The organism is Devosia sp. P2_G7 (assembly GCF_056403495.1).
In genome coordinates, this window is sequence record NZ_JBFUFI010000002.1 from 180,124 (window position 1) to 197,639 (window position 17,516).

At 65.3% G+C, this 17,516-nt stretch carries 19 protein-coding genes; 8 read left to right on the forward strand and 11 right to left on the reverse strand.

All coding sequences use genetic code 11. The annotated features are described in order from the left end of the window. Positions 1–84 precede the first annotated feature (84 nt). Complete coding sequence (locus AC1DWU_RS04020) at positions 85–879, reverse strand: response regulator (RefSeq protein ID WP_477148680.1); 795 nt, start codon at positions 877–879, stop codon at positions 85–87. 193 nt (positions 880–1,072) lie between these two features. Here AC1DWU_RS04020 and AC1DWU_RS04025 point away from each other — a divergent pair, with 193 nt between their 5' ends. Together AC1DWU_RS04025 and AC1DWU_RS04030 are read left to right on the forward strand one after the other, a co-directional pair. After that, on the forward strand, positions 1,073–1,246 hold the full coding sequence (locus AC1DWU_RS04025) for a NepR family anti-sigma factor (RefSeq protein ID WP_477148681.1): 174 nt from the start codon (positions 1,073–1,075) through the stop codon (positions 1,244–1,246). Between the two features lie 3 nt (positions 1,247–1,249). After that, a complete protein-coding gene (locus AC1DWU_RS04030; protein WP_477148682.1) occupies positions 1,250–1,804 on the forward strand; it encodes an RNA polymerase sigma factor in 555 nt (184 codons plus the stop codon). Here AC1DWU_RS04030 and AC1DWU_RS04035 read toward each other — a convergent pair. Next, positions 1,797–2,159, reverse strand: a complete 363-nt coding sequence (locus AC1DWU_RS04035) for a hypothetical protein (protein WP_477148683.1) — start codon at positions 2,157–2,159, stop codon at positions 1,797–1,799. The two genes, AC1DWU_RS04030 and AC1DWU_RS04035, sit on opposite strands and share 8 nt — an antisense overlap. A 158-nt stretch (positions 2,160–2,317) precedes the next feature. Between AC1DWU_RS04035 and AC1DWU_RS04040 the strand changes: the two genes are divergently transcribed. The 3 genes from AC1DWU_RS04040 to AC1DWU_RS04050 all read left to right on the forward strand — a co-directional run bounded on the left by AC1DWU_RS04040 (position 2,318) and on the right by AC1DWU_RS04050 (position 5,573). Continuing rightward, positions 2,318–3,073: a Crp/Fnr family transcriptional regulator gene (locus AC1DWU_RS04040; RefSeq protein WP_477149054.1), complete on the forward strand. Its 756-nt coding sequence runs from the start codon at positions 2,318–2,320 to the stop codon at positions 3,071–3,073. A 117-nt stretch (positions 3,074–3,190) separates the two neighbouring features. Next, the gene (locus tag AC1DWU_RS04045; RefSeq protein ID WP_477148684.1) at positions 3,191–4,585 is read left to right on the forward strand and encodes a sensor histidine kinase; all 1,395 of its coding nucleotides are present in this window, start codon (positions 3,191–3,193) and stop codon (positions 4,583–4,585) included. 46 nt (positions 4,586–4,631) lie between these two features. Then, positions 4,632–5,573, forward strand: a complete 942-nt coding sequence (locus AC1DWU_RS04050; protein WP_477148685.1) for a diacylglycerol/lipid kinase family protein — start codon at positions 4,632–4,634, stop codon at positions 5,571–5,573. Positions 5,574–5,633: 60 nt separating this feature from the next. Here the strand turns inward: AC1DWU_RS04050 and AC1DWU_RS04055 are convergent, their stop codons facing one another. The 8 genes from AC1DWU_RS04055 to AC1DWU_RS04090 form a co-directional block, all read right to left on the reverse strand. Continuing rightward, positions 5,634–5,867, reverse strand: a complete 234-nt coding sequence (locus tag AC1DWU_RS04055) for a hypothetical protein (protein WP_477148686.1) — start codon at positions 5,865–5,867, stop codon at positions 5,634–5,636. Between the two features lie 109 nt (positions 5,868–5,976). Further along, positions 5,977–6,447, reverse strand: a complete 471-nt coding sequence (locus AC1DWU_RS04060) for a hypothetical protein (protein WP_477148687.1) — start codon at positions 6,445–6,447, stop codon at positions 5,977–5,979. Between the two features lie 4 nt (positions 6,448–6,451). Continuing rightward, positions 6,452–6,835 carry an ElaB/YgaM/YqjD family protein gene (locus AC1DWU_RS04065; protein ID WP_477148688.1) on the reverse strand — a complete coding sequence of 128 codons (384 nt, stop codon included), beginning with the start codon at positions 6,833–6,835 and terminating at the stop codon, positions 6,452–6,454. Positions 6,836–7,004: 169 nt separating this feature from the next. After that, positions 7,005–7,163: a DUF3309 family protein gene (locus tag AC1DWU_RS04070; RefSeq protein WP_299643463.1), complete on the reverse strand. Its 159-nt coding sequence runs from the start codon at positions 7,161–7,163 to the stop codon at positions 7,005–7,007. Between the two features lie 9 nt (positions 7,164–7,172). Further along, positions 7,173–7,340, reverse strand: a complete 168-nt coding sequence (locus AC1DWU_RS04075) for a hypothetical protein (protein WP_477148689.1) — start codon at positions 7,338–7,340, stop codon at positions 7,173–7,175. 123 nt (positions 7,341–7,463) lie between these two features. Next, positions 7,464–8,342 (reverse strand): transglutaminase family protein, encoded by an 879-nt coding sequence (locus tag AC1DWU_RS04080; protein ID WP_477148690.1) that lies wholly within the window; start codon positions 8,340–8,342, stop codon positions 7,464–7,466. 11 nt (positions 8,343–8,353) lie between these two features. Continuing rightward, positions 8,354–10,762: a circularly permuted type 2 ATP-grasp protein gene (locus tag AC1DWU_RS04085; protein ID WP_477148691.1), complete on the reverse strand. Its 2,409-nt coding sequence runs from the start codon at positions 10,760–10,762 to the stop codon at positions 8,354–8,356. A 100-nt stretch (positions 10,763–10,862) separates the two neighbouring features. Continuing rightward, a complete protein-coding gene (locus AC1DWU_RS04090) occupies positions 10,863–14,204 on the reverse strand; it encodes a transglutaminase family protein (RefSeq protein WP_477148692.1) in 3,342 nt (1,113 codons plus the stop codon). 96 nt (positions 14,205–14,300) lie between these two features. Between AC1DWU_RS04090 and AC1DWU_RS04095 the strand changes: the two genes are divergently transcribed. Next, on the forward strand, positions 14,301–14,831 hold the full coding sequence (locus AC1DWU_RS04095) for a hypothetical protein (protein ID WP_477148693.1): 531 nt from the start codon (positions 14,301–14,303) through the stop codon (positions 14,829–14,831). Here the strand turns inward: AC1DWU_RS04095 and AC1DWU_RS04100 are convergent. After that, the gene (locus AC1DWU_RS04100) at positions 14,828–15,097 is read right to left on the reverse strand and encodes a hypothetical protein (RefSeq protein WP_477148694.1); all 270 of its coding nucleotides are present in this window, start codon (positions 15,095–15,097) and stop codon (positions 14,828–14,830) included. The genes AC1DWU_RS04095 and AC1DWU_RS04100 overlap by 4 nt on opposite strands. A 107-nt stretch (positions 15,098–15,204) precedes the next feature. On the opposite strand from AC1DWU_RS04100, the gene AC1DWU_RS04105 reads away from it, so the two are divergent. After that, a complete protein-coding gene (locus tag AC1DWU_RS04105) occupies positions 15,205–16,128 on the forward strand; it encodes a LysR family transcriptional regulator (protein WP_477148695.1) in 924 nt (307 codons plus the stop codon). Positions 16,129–16,326: 198 nt separating this feature from the next. Further along, positions 16,327–17,484 (forward strand): ABC transporter substrate-binding protein, encoded by a 1,158-nt coding sequence (locus AC1DWU_RS04110; protein ID WP_477148696.1) that lies wholly within the window; start codon positions 16,327–16,329, stop codon positions 17,482–17,484. Positions 17,485–17,516 lie beyond the last annotated feature (32 nt).

The following is a 17,516-nucleotide window of genomic DNA, read 5'->3' on the forward strand; positions in this document are numbered from 1 at the left end:
ACGGCGGGCGGCGTCGTGGGTTCCGGGCAAAAAAAGAAGCCGGGCAGGAGCCCGGCTTATCTCCGGAGGGGCGTCCGGATTTCGTCAGGCCGCAGCCCGCGAGCCTTCGTCGAAGAACAGCGCCTGGCTGATCAGCGCCCGCACCATGTCGGGGTTGAACGGCTTGGTGACGAGGAATGTCGGCTCCGGCCGCTCGCCGGTCAGCAGGCGCTCGGGGAACGCCGTGATGAAGATCACCGGGATCGGATGGGCGTGGAGGATGTCGTTGACCGCATCGATGCCCGAGGATCCGTCGGCGAGCTGGATGTCGGCGAGGATCATCCGCGGCTTGGTCTTATGGTACAGCGCCACCGCTTCCTTGTGGGTGCGGGCAATACCGACGACCCGGTGGCCGAGGCCCTCCACCATCTGCTCGATATCCATCGCAATCAGCGGCTCGTCCTCGATAATGAGGATATCGGTCGCCACCTGGCGCGAGATGTCGGCGGAGGCCTGCGAGAGCAGGTCAGCGAACTCGTCGGTGGAAACGTCGAGGATTTCCGCGGCTTCGGCGTGGGTGAAGCCTTCCACTGCGACGAGCAGGAACGCCTGGCGCGGTCGTGGGGCGAGATTGGCGAGATTGGCCGCCGCGCGTGATTCCCAGGGGAAGGTCGAACTCGGTTCCGGTACGCGGATGGCCGAGCTGGAGAACAGGGCCGAATACAGCCGGTAGAGCGCGATACGATCATTGCTCGCTTGGGGGAAGATCGTCAGATCGGCAATCAAAGCCTCGAGCGTTGCCGCTACATAGGCGTCGCCCGAAGTCTGCGAGCCGGTGACGGCGCGCGAAAACCTGCGCAAATAAGGAAGATGCGGTGCGATCCGCGTAGATAGGGACATCGATATGCTACTCCCGTGACGCTATTAGAGCTTACCATCATCGAGAACGGTATGCTGAAAACTTGGTTCCCGTTCGCGTGGAACTTTTTTTGCTGCGGCGCATTTAGGTAGCCGCAGCTGGAGTATGGGGCGTCAGATCCTGCTGTGGGGCTAAGGGTTTATGCGAGACAAAACAACAATGAATGATTTGGGTATGATGCGGCCGCGCCGCCGCGACGATGGGCTGGGGCCAAACTCGGACATCGGCAATAAGCTGCGCGCGCTTTACGGCGCAGTACAGGGCGAGCAGATCCCTTCCAAGCTCATCGACCTGCTGGAACAGCTCGATGCCGTCGAGAAGCAGACCAAGCCCTCGAAGGGTGAGTAGTTCATGGAAGCCGAGAAACCGAGCTTCAAGCGTGAGCTGCTCTCGACCCTGCCGAGTCTCCGGGCTTTCGCAGTGTCGCTCTCCGGCCGCCACGACAAGGCCGACGACCTCGTTCAGGATACAGTGATGAAGGCCTGGGCGAAGCAGGACAGCTTCGAGATGGGCACCAACATGAAGGCGTGGCTGTTCACGATCCTTCGCAACGAATTCTACAGCCAGATGCGCAAGCGCGGCCGTGAGGTGCAGGATAGCGACGGCGCGTTCACCGAGCGCTTGGCGGTGCACCCGGCGCAGTACGGCATATTGGACCTAGGCGATTTCCGGAAGGCGCTCGACAAGCTGCCGGACGACCAGCGCGAAGCGATCATCCTGATCGGCGCGTCGGGCTTTTCCTACGAGGAAGCGGCCGAGATCTGCAAATGCGCGGTCGGCACGATGAAGAGCCGCGTCAGCCGCGCGCGTACCAAGCTGCAGGAACTGCTGAAGATCACCGGCGAGTCCGACTACGGGCCGGATGCGGTGTCGGCGCAGGTCACCACGACGCCCCGTTTCACGTAAGCGAGCTGGGGAAACGAAGGGTCGCGGCGGCGTCGCAGGCCGCCAGCAGGGCAGTGGAGTCGAAAGGCTTCTGCAGGGGGATTGCACCGGTGAAGAGCGACTGTACCGCGCGGTCGGCAGAGGTCACGACGACCCCGATTCCGGCGGTTCGAAGCGCGTTGCTGAGTGCCAGTGCGGCGGGGCTGCCGAACTTCGCTTCGATCACCGCGAAATCGAAGGCGGAGAGGTCGAGGGCTCGCGCTTCCTCGGCGTCCCGCTTGATTGTTACCTCGGCACCTGCAGTTCGCAGCGTCTCCTCGACGTCGGCAGCAACGAGATATTCTTCCTCGACGACGAGGACGCGCAGTCCGTGCATTGGGTTGTGACCATGACGCGATGGAAATGGCCCGCACCATCGGTGGTTCGGCAAGATCGGTCATTTAACAATGACATGCCTGGTGGGTGCGCCCGGCACAGTTACCAGTTGCGTTCGCCGGCCCATCCGACATGCTGCGCAGAGCCCGAACTGTGAGCATGACCCTGGCCAACGCCGCAACCGCTCGACGCATCCCATGCGAGGCCTGCCCGCTTCGCGACAACGAGCACTTTCGGAATTTCACGCCGGAGGAGCTCAAGTTCGTCAGCGCCTTCAAGCGCGGCGAACTCGTGAGCGAGCCCGGCTCGACGATCCTCGCCGAAGGAGCGCATAGCGCCCAGCTGTTCACCCTGCTTTCGGGCTGGGCATTCCGCTTCAAGACGCTCGAGGATGGCCGCCGGCAGATCCTCAACTACCTGCTGCCAGGCGACCTGGTCGGCCTGCAGGGGTCGGTGATCGGTGAGATGGAACACTCGGTGGAGTCGCTGTCTGCAGTGGTGCTGTGCGTGTTCCAGCGCGACAACCTCCCGACGCTTTTCGAGAACCATCCCGGCCTTGCCTTCGATGTCACCTGGCTGGCGTCGCGCGAGGAGCGCATGCTCGACGAGAACCTGCTGAGCCTGGGGCGCCGCAGCGCCATGGAGCGGGCTGCCTACCTGATTGCCTTCCTGCATCAGCGCTCCGAACAGGTCGGGCAGTCCCGGGCCTCCAAGCACATGATCCCGATTACCCAGCAGCACGTCGCCGATACGCTGGGGTTGTCGATCGTTCATACCAACAAGACGTTGCGCAAACTCGCCGAGCGGAAGCTTATTCGCTGGCACGATCGCGCGTGTGAAGTGCTCGATCCGGAGGCGCTGGCCGGGCTCGCCGGCTGGGATGGGCTCGGCGAGGGGAAACGGCCCCTGATATGAACGAGCCGCATTCTTGCCACCCGGTCGGCCTAAGCATCCTCCAGTTCTTTCGATCGTTTGATCCCGCAAGCAAAGCCGGGTCGTCCAGCACCATCCCGGCCGAGGAACGGCGCCTTGATGCTTGATGTCAGCACGCAGTCGATCGATTACGCTGCGCCGCGGCGAGGGGTGCGGCGCATCGCCATCATTGCCTCGATGACGCTGGTGCTCGTCGCGGTGGCGGCTTCGCTCTATCTGGTGCGCACCGTCGACAGCCAGCTCGCCGATATCGCCAAGACCTACGAGATCCGGCGCCAGGCGCGCGAGTTGATGCTGGCGATCGTCAATGCCGAGACCGGGCAGCGCGGCTACCTGATCACCCGCGACGAGACCTATCTGGATCCCTACAACGCTGCAGTCGGCAATCTGAGCCAGACTTACCAGCACCTCCTGGCGCTGCTCAGCGACAACCCCACGCAGCGCGCCCGGATCGAGGGCCTGGTGCCCGATCTCGACGCCAAGCGCGCCGAGATGGCGCGCACTATCGAACTGATGTCGGCCGGGCAGAGTGCCGAGGCACTGGCCCTGCTGCGTTCCGACACCGGACTCGAACTGATGGAGCGGATCAGCACATCGCTCCGCCTGGTGATCGGCGATGAAGACGGGAAACTCGTCGAGCGCAACGGTCGGATGGAGATGTACCGGCAGCTGCTGGTGTTCACTATTCTCGCTGCCTTGGGTGCCGCCGCCATCCTTGCCTACGCTCTGCTCTCCAGGACCCAGAGAAAGGTCGCGAGGCTATCGGAGGAGCAGAGCCTCCTCCGCAGCCAGAACGTCGAGCTGGAGGAACATGTGCGGATACGAACTGCGGAGGTCGAGGAGGCGCGAGGCCGTGCCGAGCGCGAGCAGGCCCGGCTCGAAACGCTGTTGCAAGACACCAACCACCGCATCGGCAACTCGCTGGCGACCGTATCATCGCTGCTCGGCCTGCAGTTGGCGCGCACGTCCTCCGACGAAGTGCGCAACGCCCTCGAGGCGGCACAGCTGCGTGTGCAGGCGATCGCCTCCGGTCACCGCCGGCTGCGGCTGGGCGCTGACCTCGAAACCACCGATGCGGCCGAGTTCCTGTCAGATGTCATAGACGATCTCGCGACGACCGTGCCACCAAGCAAGCCGGTGAGGTTCGAGAAGCAGCTTCAGGCAATGGTCATCCCGGCGCGCGATGCAACGAGCTTGGGGATCGTGCTCAGCGAGTTGGTGACTAACGCGGTCAAGCACGCCTTCGATGAGGGCCAGGTCGGCACGATCTGGGTGCGCTTCGATCGACCGGACGGAGGCGTGACCCAGCTCACGGTCGAGGACAGCGGCAAAGGCATGGCCACTACTGACGGTGAAGACGGACTCGGCGCGCTGATCGTCAAGCAGCTGGCGCGGCAGTTCGGCGGGGCCGAGCCGGAGTATCGCACACGGGCCGGCGGTGGTACTTCCGTGACTGTGCAATTGCCGCGACTGGATGTTTCGCCGGCGGCCTAAGGAACAAAGCGGTCTCGTCGAGGCGAGGCGGGCAACGGAGGCGGGCATGCACTTCATCGGCGTCTTCAACAAGGACGGCGGCACGTTCCGCACCATGGACATGTCGGCGTTCGTTGCCATGGCCGAGAAGATCTTCACCGAACAGGGCCACGTGCTCGAATGCCGGGTGGTCGATGGCAACGAACTACTTGCCGAGCTGGAGCGGGCTGCCGGAGACCCGGCATCCGACGTCGTGCTGGCCGGCGGCGGGGACGGAACGATCTCGGCAGCGGCCGGGATCTGCTTTGCTCACAAGATGGCGCTCGCAGTGCTTCCCGCCGGTACGATGAACTTGTTCGCCCGGTCGCTGGGCGTGCCGTTGCAGCTCGAGGCGGCGCTGGAGGCCATTGCGCGGGGCGAGGTGGCCGCTGTCGACATTGCGACTGCCAATGGCCGTCCGTTCGTCCACCAGTTCTCGGTGGGGCTACACTCGCGGCTGGTTCGGATCCGCAACGAACTCACCTATCACAGCCGCTGGGGCAAGATCCTGGCGAGCCTCAGGGCAGTCGGGCTGGCGCTGTCGCGACCGCTGGTGTTCGACGCGGAGATCAGCACCCGGCAGGGCACCGAGCGGCGCAAGGCGACGGCCATTGCCGTTTCCAACAACGTCCTCGGCGAGGGGCACGTACCCTACGCCGAGGTCGTCGATCGGGGCGTCCTCGGAATCTATGTCGTCAAGCCGATGCCGCCGGCTGAGCTGGCGCGGCTCGCCCTGTCGCTCGTCTTCGGCAACTGGAAGGCGCATCCGCTGGTATCGGAGCGCGAGGTGACCCAGGTGAGCCTCTATTTCCCCAGGCGCAAGGCTTCGGCCCTGGCGGTCATCGATGGCGAGTTGATCCCGCTTGAACGTTTGACGGACCTCAGGATCCACGCCCAGGGCCTGCGTGTCGTGCGGCCGGCCACCGACAAACCGGCCGAGGCCGCCAATCCCGCCATCGAGGCGGCCTGACAAAGCGACGCCCCGCCGCGGGTGTCGGGGCGGGGCGCTCCTACTCAGTCTGCGTTTCCGTCAAAGGCTGGCGGCGCCGCCTTCCACCGGTTGCTGGCCCAGCTTTCGCAGGGCGTTTTCGATGGCCTTAAGGTCTTCGCCGTCGTCGCCGTCGACCGGGGTCATACCCTCGGTGGCGCTGCGCTCCTTGGAGAGCGAGTCCGCCTCGAGCTGACGCAGGATGGTGATCTTCTCAGCATCCGCGATGTGGTCGTCGGTCAGAATGGTCACGATCTTCCGCTTGATGTGGGTCATAGCTCACACTCCTGGAATTCTTCCTTGACCTGCACAACTCAACCGCAACTGCAGGTGATGCAGATAACGTGGGGGGCCGAGCGAGGTTCCCTGAAATGTGGCGAAGTGATCAGTCCGGATCGTGGCCGTTGCCGTGCCGCTCGCCATGCGAGCCGCCACCTGGCTTGGCCAGCAGGTAGGCTGCAGCCAGTGCCCCGCCGATCGGAATGCCGACCTTCTTCATGATGTCGGACTTCAGCACCAAAGGCAGCGCCGTCAGGGCCGCCGTGGTGACGAGCGCGGTCTTTTCGGCCGCGTTACGCCGCTGCGCCGCACGGCGTTTGGCGATACTGTCGGTTATGGCGATAGCCGCATAGATTCCCAGCGCCACGACGATCGCACCGGCGCCGATGACCAGCGGAGCCACGATGGGCCCCCACATCAAGGCGAACCAGGCGTGGAGCGCGACCAGCAGGAACGCGAGCCCGATCAACGCGAAAAGCGCCACGGCCGACCAGGCCATGGCGTTGTTCTTGAAGTGTTCGAGCAACTCGTCGACCTCGATCCCGAGGACCGAAGCCGCCAGCGCCAAGAGGTGCATGGAGCTACCTCGAAACGACGGCGAGTACGAAGCCGAGCGCGATGGCGCCGGCGACGGCAGTCAGCGGCTTCTCGCGGATGGTATCCTTGATCTGCTTTTCCAGCTGGCCGAACTCGTCTTGGATGTCTTCCACGGCGTGCTGGCCATTCTTGGCAAGGTTCTTTACCTCGCGCTTGGCCAGCCGCTGGGCGTCGCTGACCTTGTCCTCGGCGAGATTTGCCAGAGTCGCAGCGATCGACTTCAGGTCGGTCTGTAACTGGTGCACCTGAGCGGATAGCTCGTCCTCGCGGCTCTGGCGCGCTGCAGCGCGACGCGGGCCGTTCGCAGCTCGGCGGGCCGGGGCTTTGGCGGCGGTGCGGTTGGGTGCCATATCGGTAGTGGATGCCATGGTGGTCGCTCCTCTGTGGTTACTGTTCAACGCACAAGCAGTTCAACGGGTTCCGGTGCGGGCGGGCACGACTACTTGCGTGCGCAAAAAGAGCGCACCCCGGTTCGGGGGCGAACCGGGGTGCTATGGCGAGCCGTAAGGGGGGCGACCTTGGCTCGCAGAGGGCCCGTCAGAATACGCGCATCAACACAAGGATGATGACAATGACGAGCACGACGCCAAGAATACCGGAGGGGTAAGCTCCCCAGGAGCGGGAGTAGGGCCAGGCCGGTATGGCGCCGATGAGAAGCAAGACCAGCAGGATGATGATGATCGTGCTTAAAGTCATGGGACGCTCCTAAAGAATAGAGAGCAGCAAAGTCGCGGCCACGGCGAGGATACCGACCGCTGGGACTATTGCAGCCAGCACCGCGCTGTAGTGCACCCGACCATCGTATCCTTCGGGCATCCAGGCGGTAGCGGAGTGGGCGGCGTGTTCGAGGTTGGCGATCTCAAGTTTGGTCATCGCTCTCGTTCCTTCTCACTACCGGTGGAGGACCGGCAGACACGCAGCCTCAATGGTGCGTCTGACCCAACAACGGGTACCGCCACAATTGGTTGCAGGGGGATGCTGAAAAGTAGGCGACGGCTATTCGACGCGGACGACGTCGACCGATTGCTTGGCCGTGTGGCCGCCGCTGGTGCGCAGGACGCCGACGATCGGGGAAACGTCGGAATAGTCGCGGCCGTGGCCGATGGTGATGTGGTCGGGGCCGGCGAGCATGGCGTTGGTGGGGTCGAACTCGAGCCAGCCAGCGTGCTGGCCGCACCAGACGCGGACCCAGGCGTGCATGGCGTCGGCGCCCTCGAGCCGCGGCTTACCCTTTGGCGGGATTGTACGAAGGAATCCAGAGACATAGCCGGCGGGGATGCCGAGGCCGCGGAGGCCGGCGATCATCACGTGGGCGAAGTCCTGGCAGACGCCGCGCTTCAGCGCGAAGGCCTCGGCGGGGCCGGTATCGACCTTGGTGGCGTGCTTGTCGTAGCGGAAATCGCGGTGGATCTTCATGCAAAGGTCCATTGCTGCCGCGTAGATGGACTGGCTCTCGCCCACGGAAGTTCGTGCGTAGTCCGTTATTGCGGCATCGAGCGGGATGCGCGGCGAGGCGCTGAGGAAGTGCTGCGGCGAATCCGGCGCCAGCGACCAGAGCGTGGCGAGTTCCTCCTTCAACCCATCGAGGGTAGGGGAGAGGTCGACCGGGCTATGCAGGTCCTCGACCTGCACGCGGGCGGTCAGCCGCACGTCGAGGTGATCGTGGCGCCCCGAATAGGCGATGGTGGTGACGAGGTTGCCGAAATAGTCGGCGAAGGTCGTCTCCTGCTCGGGCCGCGGCTCGAACGACAGTGACGAGGCAATGACGCGCTGGACGTTCGGGATAGAGATCGGCGCGACACGCACCAGGTGCCGGTCGCCATGCACGGAGGCCTTGTAGTCGTAGTGCAGTTCGAGCCGAACGTCGTAGAGCACGGCCCGCCTCCTCAGACGAAGTAGGCGTCGGCAATGAGCCCGGCGAGGTTGCCGATCTCGATGCCCAGCCGGTTGAGTTTTGCCGTCGACATGTCCTCAGGCTCGGTGACGCGCAGCTCGGTATCGAGCGACAGCGCCGCTTTGGCAGCGGTGGACAGGTGCCCATCCTCAAGGCCGCCGGGCAGTTGCTCGAGCTGCTGATGCAGTTCAGCGATCTGGAAGCGCACAGAGCGCGGGTTCAGCGGATCGAGCACCAAGAGGTCGACATAGGAGTTGACCCCGGCGCTCACTGCATAGCGGCGGCGGTGGGTCATCACGCTGTCGCCAACTTCGAGCAGCAGGTCGAGCGCCCCTTCGGGCGCGCCCTTGCGGGTGCACCAGGCGACGCTGCCGGCGATCTGGATGCCGCGCTCGAGCCGGCGGCCGATCTCGAGGAAGCGCCAGCCGGCGAAGCGATACATGTTCTCGTGCACGAGGCCGGAGAAGCCGGCGAGCTTGCGCAGCAGCACGGTCATCGCGCGGGTCGCGTCGTCGCCCGACTGCACGCGCTGGGCGAAGCTGCGGGCGGTCTTCCGCAGATCCGTCAGCGCCAGCCAGCCGTCGGGCGAGAAGCGGTCGCGGATCTGGCTCGCGCTATGCACAGCGCTATCGATGGCGGCGAGCAGGCCGGGCGGCAGCGGCACCGAGGCATCGACGCCGATGCCGTCGAGATAGGCGCGGGTGTCCTTGAGGATAGCCTGGTCGGGGTTCGAGACTTCGGCGAGCCGCGCGTTGTAAGCGCGGAGGATCCGGACCATGGCTTCGCAGCGCTCGGCGTAGCGGCCCAGCCAGATCAGGTTGTCGGCAGCGCGGCTCGGCAGGCTTCCGGCCGACATGCGCACCAGCTTTTCGCCTTCGGTGGGGAGCAGCGTGACGCGCTCCACCGGCTTGGGGCTGACCACCCACACGTCCGCCGCCTGGCCGCCGCGCTGCATGGCGATGGCCGTCGAATCCTGAGTCGAGCCGACGCGGGCGAAGCCCCCCGGCATAACAGTCCAGCCGTCGCGGGTGCGGGCGGCGTAGACGCGCAGCGTCATCGGCCGCGGCTCAAGCTTGCCGCCGACATAGACCGGGGCGGTGGAGAGCTGCACCTGCTCCTGGCCGACAAAGGCGCCACCCTCGGCTTCGAGCCGGGCCAGCATGGCCTGCCGCTCAGCCGCTGGCAGCATGCCGCCGACGATGGTGCCGCGCGGATCCTCGATAGCGAGGCCGGTGGCGAAGGCCGAGCCGACCATCATGGTGTCGAAGTGATCGATGACGTGCTGCCGTTCGGCCGCGCCGCCGCACCACCATGTGGCGATCGATGGCAGCTCCAGGTCGCGGTCGGTTAGCGCGCGGCAGAGATTGGGCATGAACGCCGAGAAGGCGCGAGTCTCGAGGATGCCGGTCCCCAGCGCATTGACCATCGAGATGCTGCCCTGTCGCAACGCCTCGGCGAGGCCGGGCGTGCCGATGCGGCTGTCGTAGCGCAGCTCCAGCGGGTCGGCGAAGCTGGCATCCATGCGGCGCCACAAGACGCTGATTGGCTTGAGGCCGGAGACGGTGCGCACCATCACCTGGCCATTGTCCACCACCAGGTCCTCGCCCTCGAGCAGGGTGAAGCCGAGATAGCGCGCGATATAGGCGTGCTCGAAATAGGTCTCGTTGTGCTGGCCCGGCGTCAGGATGCCGACGCGACCATCACCGGAGCGCGCCAGGCCGTTCAGCGCATCGCGAAAGCCGCGGAAGAAACCGGCCAGCCGATGCACATGCATCTTGCCATAGATGTCGGACAGGGCACGCGTCGTCGCCACCCGGTTCTCGACGGCGAAACCGGCGCCCGACGGTGCCTGGGTGCGATCACCCAGAACCCACCAGCCGCCATCCGGACCGCGGCCGAGTTCGAAGGCGCAGAAATGGAGGAAGTGCCCGCTCGCCGGCTTGATACCGACCATCGGCCGCAGGAACTCGTCGTTGCGGGCGATCAGCTCGGGCGGCAGCAGCCCGCGCTGTACCAGCTCGTTGTTGCCGTAGATGTCGGCCACGATGGTTTCGAGCAGTTCGGCGCGCTGGGTCAGCCCGCGCGTGATGGTGAGCCACTCGCTCTCATCAAGGATCAGCGGGACATGGGCCAGCGGCCAGGCACGCTCCTTGCCCTCGGCGCCGTCGTACTTGCGATAGTAGACGCCGGCGTCGCGCAGATACTGGTCGGCGCGCTCGAAGCGGCCGGCAAGCTCGTCGTGCCCAAGCTCGTCGAGAGCGGAAATCAGTGTGGTCCAGCCGGGGCGGATGCTGCCACCGGGATCGATCATCTCGTCCGGAACGCCCGGCAACAGCTTGTAGTCGGCGATAAGGCTTGGTGCCCCGCGCTTTCTCACCTGCCGTTGATTCCGCTTATCCATGAGGAGATAGCGCTAGCGGAAGCGGATGGAATGGCAAGTGGGAATTGAACTGGATGGTCAAAATCCGGGTGTCATTTCGTCATACGGGAACGGGGCCGAGCTAGGCCGGCACCCGCAGATCCAGCGTCAGCGGGAACTCCGCCGAGCGCTCCTCGGTGGGCGGCACGAAGGCTCCCGGGGTGTGGCCGCGCGGTTCGAAGCGGGACAGGCGGCGGGCTTCTGCCTCGTTGCCGTTGACCGGGAAGGTCTCGTAGTTGCGGCCCGCAGGGTGAGCGGTGTGGTAGGTGCAGCCGCCAATCGAGCGGCCCGACCAGGTGTCATAGATGTCGAAATGCAGCGGCGAGTTGACCGGCAGGTTGGGGTGCATGCCCGACGCCGGCTGCCAGGCCTTGAAGCGGACTCCAGCCACCGCGACGCCCACCTCACCGGTGCCGGTCAGCGGCACGGCGCGGCCGTTGGCGGTGACCTGATAACGGCCGGGGTTGAGACCCTCAAGTTTCACTTGAAGTCGTTCAACCGATGAATCAACGAAGCGCACGGTGCCGCCGATGGCCCCTTGCTCGCCCATCACATGCCAGGGCTCGAGCGCCTGGTTGAGGGTCAGCTTCATGCCCTCGATCTCCACCTCGCCGCAGAACGGGAAGCGGAACTCGAGCTGCGCCGCGAACCACTCGGGGTCGAGGTCAAAGCCGTTGTCCTTGAGATCACGCAGTACGTCGAGGAAATCGGCCCAGACGAACTGCGGCAGCATGAAGCGATCATGCAGGGTGGTGCCCCAGCGGGTGAACTTGCCCTCTTTGGGCGCCTTCCAGAACCGCGCAATCAGGGCGCGGACCAGCAGTTGCTGCGCGAGGTTCATCCGCGCATTGGGCGGCATTTCGAAGCCACGGAACTCCACCAGCCCAAGCCGGCCAGTCGGGCCGTCGGGCGAGTAGAGCTTGTCGATGCAGATTTCGGAGCGGTGGGTGTTGCCGGTGACGTCGACCAGCAGGTTGCGGAACAGCCGGTCGACCAGCCACGGCCGCGGCGGGATACCTTCGCCCGGCAGCGGCACCTGCTTCATCGCGATTTCGAGTTCGTAGAGGCTGTCGTGGCGGGCCTCATCGAAGCGCGGCGCCTGCGAGGTGGGCCCGATGAACAGGCCAGAGAACAGGTAGCTCAGCGACGGATGCTGCTGCCAATGGAGGATCAGGCTCTTCAGCAGGTCGGGCCGGCGCAGGAACGGCGAGTCCCCCGGGGTCGAGCCGCCGACCACCACGTGGTTGCCGCCACCGGTACCGGTATGCTTGCCGTCGATCATGAACTTGTCGGCGCCGAGCCGGGCCTGCCGCGCTTCCTCATAGACCGCAGTGGTGGTGGCGACGCACTCTTCCCAGCTCGAGGCCGGGTGGATGTTCACTTCGATAACGCCCGGATCGGGCGCCACGCGGATGACGTTGAGCCGTGGATCGTAGGGCGGGGCATAGCCCTCGACATGGATGGGGAGGCCGAGTGTCTTGGCCGCCTCCTCGGATGCGGCGATCAGTTCGAGGTAGTCCTCCACCGTCGACACCGGGGGCAGGAAAACGCAGAGGCGGCCCTCGCGCAGCTCGACCGTCACCGCGGTGCGGACGACGGAATCGATCTCGTCGAGCACCTGCTCGGTGACGTCCTGGTTGATGGTCGGATCGGCGGTGAAGGTCGATGGTTGGGCGTGGTGGCCGACGCGCACCTCGACCGGCTGCTGCAGCAGTTCCTCGACTTCGGGCAGGTCGAGCACAGCGATCAGCGGGTCGCGCGGGACGACGTGCGGGTAGGCGGTCGGTTCAACGTGCTTCAGCGAACTCAGCGGCAGGCGGTAGCCGACCGGCGAGTCACCGGCGGCGAGGAACAGCTTGCCGCGGCGCGTGCGCCATTTCTCGGTGATCCAGCGGTTGGTGCGGTCGGGCAGGGCGTTCCAGCGCTGCACCGGGAGCACGTAGCCGGTCGGGTTGTTGAGGCCGTTGTCGAATACCCGCGCCATGCGGGCCCGGGCTTCGGGGTCGGCGAGCTCGGAATTGGCCGGATCGACATTGGGCGGCAGGCGGGCTTCCTTCACCAGCCAGTCGCCGGGATCCTCATAGGCGGCGTCGATGGTTTCGGTGCCGACGCCGAGATTGTTGGCGATCTCGGTGAGGAGGCGTTGGTCGTCGCCGGGCTTCGCCGCCGTCGGCACGCCTTCGTGGGCGAACAGCTTGTCGTCGCGCCACACCGGTTTGTTGTCGCGGCGCCAGTAGAGCGAGAAGGTCCAGCGCGGCAGCGTTTCGCCGGGATACCACTTGCCCTGGCCGTAGTGTAGTAGGCCGCCGGGTGCGAAGCGTTCGCGGAGGCGCCGGATCAGCGCATCGGCCTTGGCGCGCTTGGTCGGCCCGACCGCATCGGCGTTCCACTCGCCGGCCTCGAAATCGTCGATGGAGACGAAAGTCGGCTCACCACCCATAGTGAGGCGGACGTCGTTGGCGACCAACTCCTCGTCGACCTTCTTGCCGAGCACGTTGAGCCGGTTCCAGCTCTCGTCGGAGAACGGCATAGTGATGCGCGGGTGCTCGGCGACGCGGCTCACCTTCATGTCGAAGGCGAACTCGACATTGGCGAAGCTGGTGAAGCCCGAGATCGGCGCGGCGTTGCGATAGTGCGGGGTGGCGGCGAGCGGCACATGGCTTTCGCCAGCGAGCAGGCCGGAGGTGGGGTCGAGCCCGACCCAGCCAGCGCCCGGGAGGTAGACCTCGCACCAGGCGTGGAGATCGGTGAAGTCGTGGTCGGTGCCGGCGGGACCGTCGAGCGAGACGAGGTCCGGCTTCAGCTGGATCAGGTATCCGGAGACGAACCGGGCGGCGAAGCCGAGGTGGCGCAGCGCCTGCACCAGCAGCCAGCTTGAATCGCGGCACGAACCCTGGGCGCGGGTCAGCGTCTCGTCGGGTTCCAGCACGCCGGTTTCGAGGCGAACGATATAGCCGATCTCGCGCTGCACCCGGGCATTGAGCGCGGTGATGAAGTTCACCGTGTTCATCGGGGTGCGGTCGACCTGGCGCAGGAACTCCATCAGCAGCGGGCCAGCCGGCTGCGGCTTCATGTAGATCGAGAGATCGTCGCGCAGTTCCTCGGGATACTCGAAGGGCCAGGTCTCGGCCCGCTCCTCGACGAAGAAATCGAACGGGTTGTAGACGGTCATGTCGGCGACGAGATCGACCTCGATCTTCAGTTCCATCACCGGCTCGGGGAAGACGTGGCGGCTGAGGTAGTTGCCGTAGGGGTCCTGTTGGACGTTGACGAAATGGTTCGATGGCGAGACCCGCAGCGAGTGGCTCAGCACCTTGGTCTTGCTCTGCGGCGCTGGCTGGAGCCGGATGATCTGGGGTTGGAGGACTACCGGACGATCGTACTTGTAGTGCGTCAGGTGATAGATCGCGGCTTTAATCGACATGCGGTCGGATGCTCGCTACTGAGGCACAGAAACTTCCCACGCCGACGATAGCATAGAAGATCGGCGCGGCTAGCCTTCGCGAGAGACAGAGCAAACATGACAGACGAGCAGGCGATCCCGGCGTGGCGGCGCGTCATCCGCGGCATCGGGCGGGCGGTGGTGACCATCGCGGTGGTGATCTACACCGTGCTCGACGAGCTGCTGTTCCCGCTGTTCCGGCCGTTGATCCGGCGGCTGGGCGAGTTGCAGCTGTTCCAGCGACTCGGGGCGCTGATCGGGCGGCTACCGCCCTATGTGGCGCTGGCGCTGTTGGCGGTGCCGTTCGTGATCATCGAGCCGGCGAAGCTGTTCGCCGTGTACTGGGGCGCGACAGGGCATGTGGTGCAGGGGACCATCCTGCTGCTCATTGCGCAGGTGCTGTCGCTGTTGATCTGCGAGCGGATCTTCCACGCGGCCTATGAGCCGCTGATGCGGATCGGCTGGCTCAAGGCGCTGCTGGGCTGGCTGTTCGGGCTGCGCGACCGGGCGATCCGCTGGGCGAAGTCGACGGCGGCGTGGCAGGCGGCGGTCGGCTGGGTGCGCGGCGCGCGCGAGTGGCTGCGCGGGCTGCTGGCGTCGCTGCGCTAGCGCTTCTTCTTGCCCTTGATCTCCTCGCGCATCGCAGTGCGCGATTCCATCAGGAACTCCTCGATTTCCTCGAGACTGGCGGAGAAGTCGTAGCCGGCATTGCCGAAGACGATCTCGAAGGTGTCGTCGTCGCGCAGCATGTAGCCGCCATGGGCTTCGATCTTGGGGTTGCGCTTCTCGGCAATAAGCAGGCTGACCCCGAACGGGCGGCCGATGCGACGGACGCGGCGCTCGATGGCGGCGAGGGTGTTGGCGCGGCTGCCCATGGCTTATCCCCCTGGATTGCGTTCCATGTTCAAATAGCGTGCTGATCGGCGTGGGCAAGAGGCAATCGGCCGATTGAGCGCCGGATGGGGCAATGGTTTAGTGGGACATGGCTTTCACGCTCCGGCAACTGCAGTATTTCATCTCGGTCGCCGAGGAGGGGACGGTGTCGGGGGCAGCGCAGAGCCTCTCGATCAGCCAGTCGGCGGTGACCGATGCGATCAAGGAGCTGGAATCGGACCTCGGGGTGACGCTGTTCGAGCGGCACCGGCGCGGGCTGACGATCACGCATACGGGGCATCAGTTCTACCGGCACGCGGCCCGGATCCTTGCCAGCGTTTCGGACGCACGGCGGAGTTTTGGCGAGGCGGAAGCGCCGGTGGCGGGCTCGCTGCAGCTGGGCGTGACTTCGCTGGTGGCGGGCTACGTGCTGTCGGACCTTCTGGCGCGGTATCGGCGGGCCTATCCCAACGTCAATGTCTCGGCGATCGAGGACAATGGCGACTACCTCGAGCACCTGCTGATCGGCGGCGAGCTGGATGTGGCAGTGATGGTGATCTCCAACCTCCGCGACCGCGTGGCGCTGCAGGCGGAGATATTCGAGACTTCGCCGTATCGGCTATGGCTGCCGCTGGGGCACCGCTTGGCCGGGGCGGACATCATTTCGGTTTCGGACATCGTGCCGGAGCCGCTGATCATGCTGACGGTGGACGAGACCGAAGAGAATACCGGCAAGCTCCTTGCCGCTTTCAGCGCGCGGCCGAACGTGGCGTTTCGGACGCGATCGGTGGAGGCGGTCCGCAGCCTGGTTGCCACCGGCGCCGGCATCGCGCTGCTGCCCGACCTGGTCTATCGGCCGTGGTCGCTCGAAGGCGACCGGATCGAGAGCCGGGACATTTCGGGAGCGTTGCCGGTGGTGCAGGTGGGGATGGTGTGGCGGCGCGGCAGCCAGCTGACGCAGGCGGCGCGGGATTTCATCGGGCTGGCGCAGCAGCAGCATTCGCCACGGGGCAGGGCGGCACAGGAGCGCTGATTCACCGTTCAGACTGCCATCAGAGGCCGTTCATCTTTCTACAGATGGGCGATTGAGGAACGTCAGCTACGCTGTCATATCGGTTTTTCCGATATCTCCCCCCGGCCGAATGCATTTGCGAATAGCAAGGCGCCCGATAAGCTTCCAATCAAGGGCATGCTGCGCATTTGGGAGCGCTGCCCGAGCAGGGAGAAATCGATGAAATCCATCCTCAAGACATGTACGGCCTTGACCATGGTTGCGACCTTCACCGGCCAGGTGGCTGCGCAGGAGATGCTGCAGTCGCTCGGCGCGGGCGAGGGCGAAGTCTCGATCGTCGCCTGGGCCGGCTACATCGAACGCGGTGAGACCGACCCCAACTATGACTGGGTCACCAAGTTCGAAGCCGATACCGGCTGCAAGGTGAGCGTGAAGACCGCCAATACCTCGGACGAAATGGTGGCGCTGATGAACGAAGGCGGCTTCGACCTCGTCACCGCCTCGGGCGACGCCTCGTTGCGGCTGATCGCCGGCAAGCGCGTGCAACCGATCAACACGGCGCTGATCCCGTCGTGGTCAACGATCGACGAGCGGCTGCAGAACGCCGCGTGGCACACCGTCGACGGCACACATTACGGCACGCCCTATGTCTGGGGCGCCAACGTGCTGATGTACAATACCGACGTGTTCAAGGACGGGCCGCCGACCAGCTGGAACGTGGTGTTCGAGGAGATGAACCTGCCCGATGGCAAGTCCAACACGGGCCGGGTGCAGGCCTATGACGGGCCGATCTACATCGCCGACGCCGCGCTTTACCTGATGGCGCACAAGCCCGAACTCGGCATCAAGGACCCGTACGCGCTGAACGAAGACCAGTACAAGGCGGCGCTCGACCTGCTGCGCGTGCAGCGGACACTGGTCGGCCGCTATTGGCACGACGCCTACATCCAGATGGACGATTTCAAGAACGAAGGCGTTGTCGCGTCGTCGTCCTGGCCGTTCATGGTCAACGTGCTGGTGGCCGAAGGCGCCAAGGTGGCCTCGACCTTCCCCGAGGAAGGGATCACCGGCTGGGCCGATACCACGATGCTCCACTCCGAAGCCGCGCATCCGAACTGCGCCTACATGTGGATGGAGCACTCGCTCGCGCCCAAGGTGCAGGGCGATGTCTCGGCTTGGTTCGGCACGGTGCCGTCGGTGCCCGCTGCCTGCAAGGGCAATGAGCTCCTCACCGACGAGGGCTGCACGATGAACGGCTACGAGAACTTCGACAAGATCCGCTTCTGGCGGACCCCGACCGCGAAGTGTGAGGCGGGCGAGTGCGTGCCGTACTACCGCTGGGTCAGCGACTATGTCGGGGTCATCGGCGGCCGATAAGCGGCCCGAGGGAAGCGGGGCGCTGCTCCGCC

Coding starts and splice junctions, on each gene's coding strand:
- AC1DWU_RS04020 (WP_477148680.1), bottom strand. CDS start 879: ATGTCCCTATCTACGCGGATCGCACCGCATCTTCCTTATTTGCGCAGG.
- AC1DWU_RS04105 (WP_477148695.1), top strand. CDS start 15,205: ATGGCTTTCACGCTCCGGCAACTGCAGTATTTCATCTCGGTCGCCGAG.
- AC1DWU_RS04050 (WP_477148685.1), top strand. CDS start 4,632: ATGCACTTCATCGGCGTCTTCAACAAGGACGGCGGCACGTTCCGCACC.
- AC1DWU_RS04085 (WP_477148691.1), bottom strand. CDS start 10,762: ATGGATAAGCGGAATCAACGGCAGGTGAGAAAGCGCGGGGCACCAAGC.
- AC1DWU_RS04035 (WP_477148683.1), bottom strand. CDS start 2,159: ATGCACGGACTGCGCGTCCTCGTCGTCGAGGAAGAATATCTCGTTGCT.
- AC1DWU_RS04040 (WP_477149054.1), top strand. CDS start 2,318: ATGACCCTGGCCAACGCCGCAACCGCTCGACGCATCCCATGCGAGGCC.
- AC1DWU_RS04060 (WP_477148687.1), bottom strand. CDS start 6,447: ATGCACCTCTTGGCGCTGGCGGCTTCGGTCCTCGGGATCGAGGTCGAC.
- AC1DWU_RS04070 (WP_299643463.1), bottom strand. CDS start 7,163: ATGACTTTAAGCACGATCATCATCATCCTGCTGGTCTTGCTTCTCATC.
- AC1DWU_RS04110 (WP_477148696.1), top strand. CDS start 16,327: ATGAAATCCATCCTCAAGACATGTACGGCCTTGACCATGGTTGCGACC.
- AC1DWU_RS04090 (WP_477148692.1), bottom strand. CDS start 14,204: ATGTCGATTAAAGCCGCGATCTATCACCTGACGCACTACAAGTACGAT.
- AC1DWU_RS04065 (WP_477148688.1), bottom strand. CDS start 6,835: ATGGCATCCACTACCGATATGGCACCCAACCGCACCGCCGCCAAAGCC.
- AC1DWU_RS04055 (WP_477148686.1), bottom strand. CDS start 5,867: ATGACCCACATCAAGCGGAAGATCGTGACCATTCTGACCGACGACCAC.
- AC1DWU_RS04030 (WP_477148682.1), top strand. CDS start 1,250: ATGGAAGCCGAGAAACCGAGCTTCAAGCGTGAGCTGCTCTCGACCCTG.
- AC1DWU_RS04025 (WP_477148681.1), top strand. CDS start 1,073: ATGATGCGGCCGCGCCGCCGCGACGATGGGCTGGGGCCAAACTCGGAC.
- AC1DWU_RS04045 (WP_477148684.1), top strand. CDS start 3,191: ATGCTTGATGTCAGCACGCAGTCGATCGATTACGCTGCGCCGCGGCGA.
- AC1DWU_RS04095 (WP_477148693.1), top strand. CDS start 14,301: ATGACAGACGAGCAGGCGATCCCGGCGTGGCGGCGCGTCATCCGCGGC.
- AC1DWU_RS04100 (WP_477148694.1), bottom strand. CDS start 15,097: ATGGGCAGCCGCGCCAACACCCTCGCCGCCATCGAGCGCCGCGTCCGT.
- AC1DWU_RS04075 (WP_477148689.1), bottom strand. CDS start 7,340: ATGACCAAACTTGAGATCGCCAACCTCGAACACGCCGCCCACTCCGCT.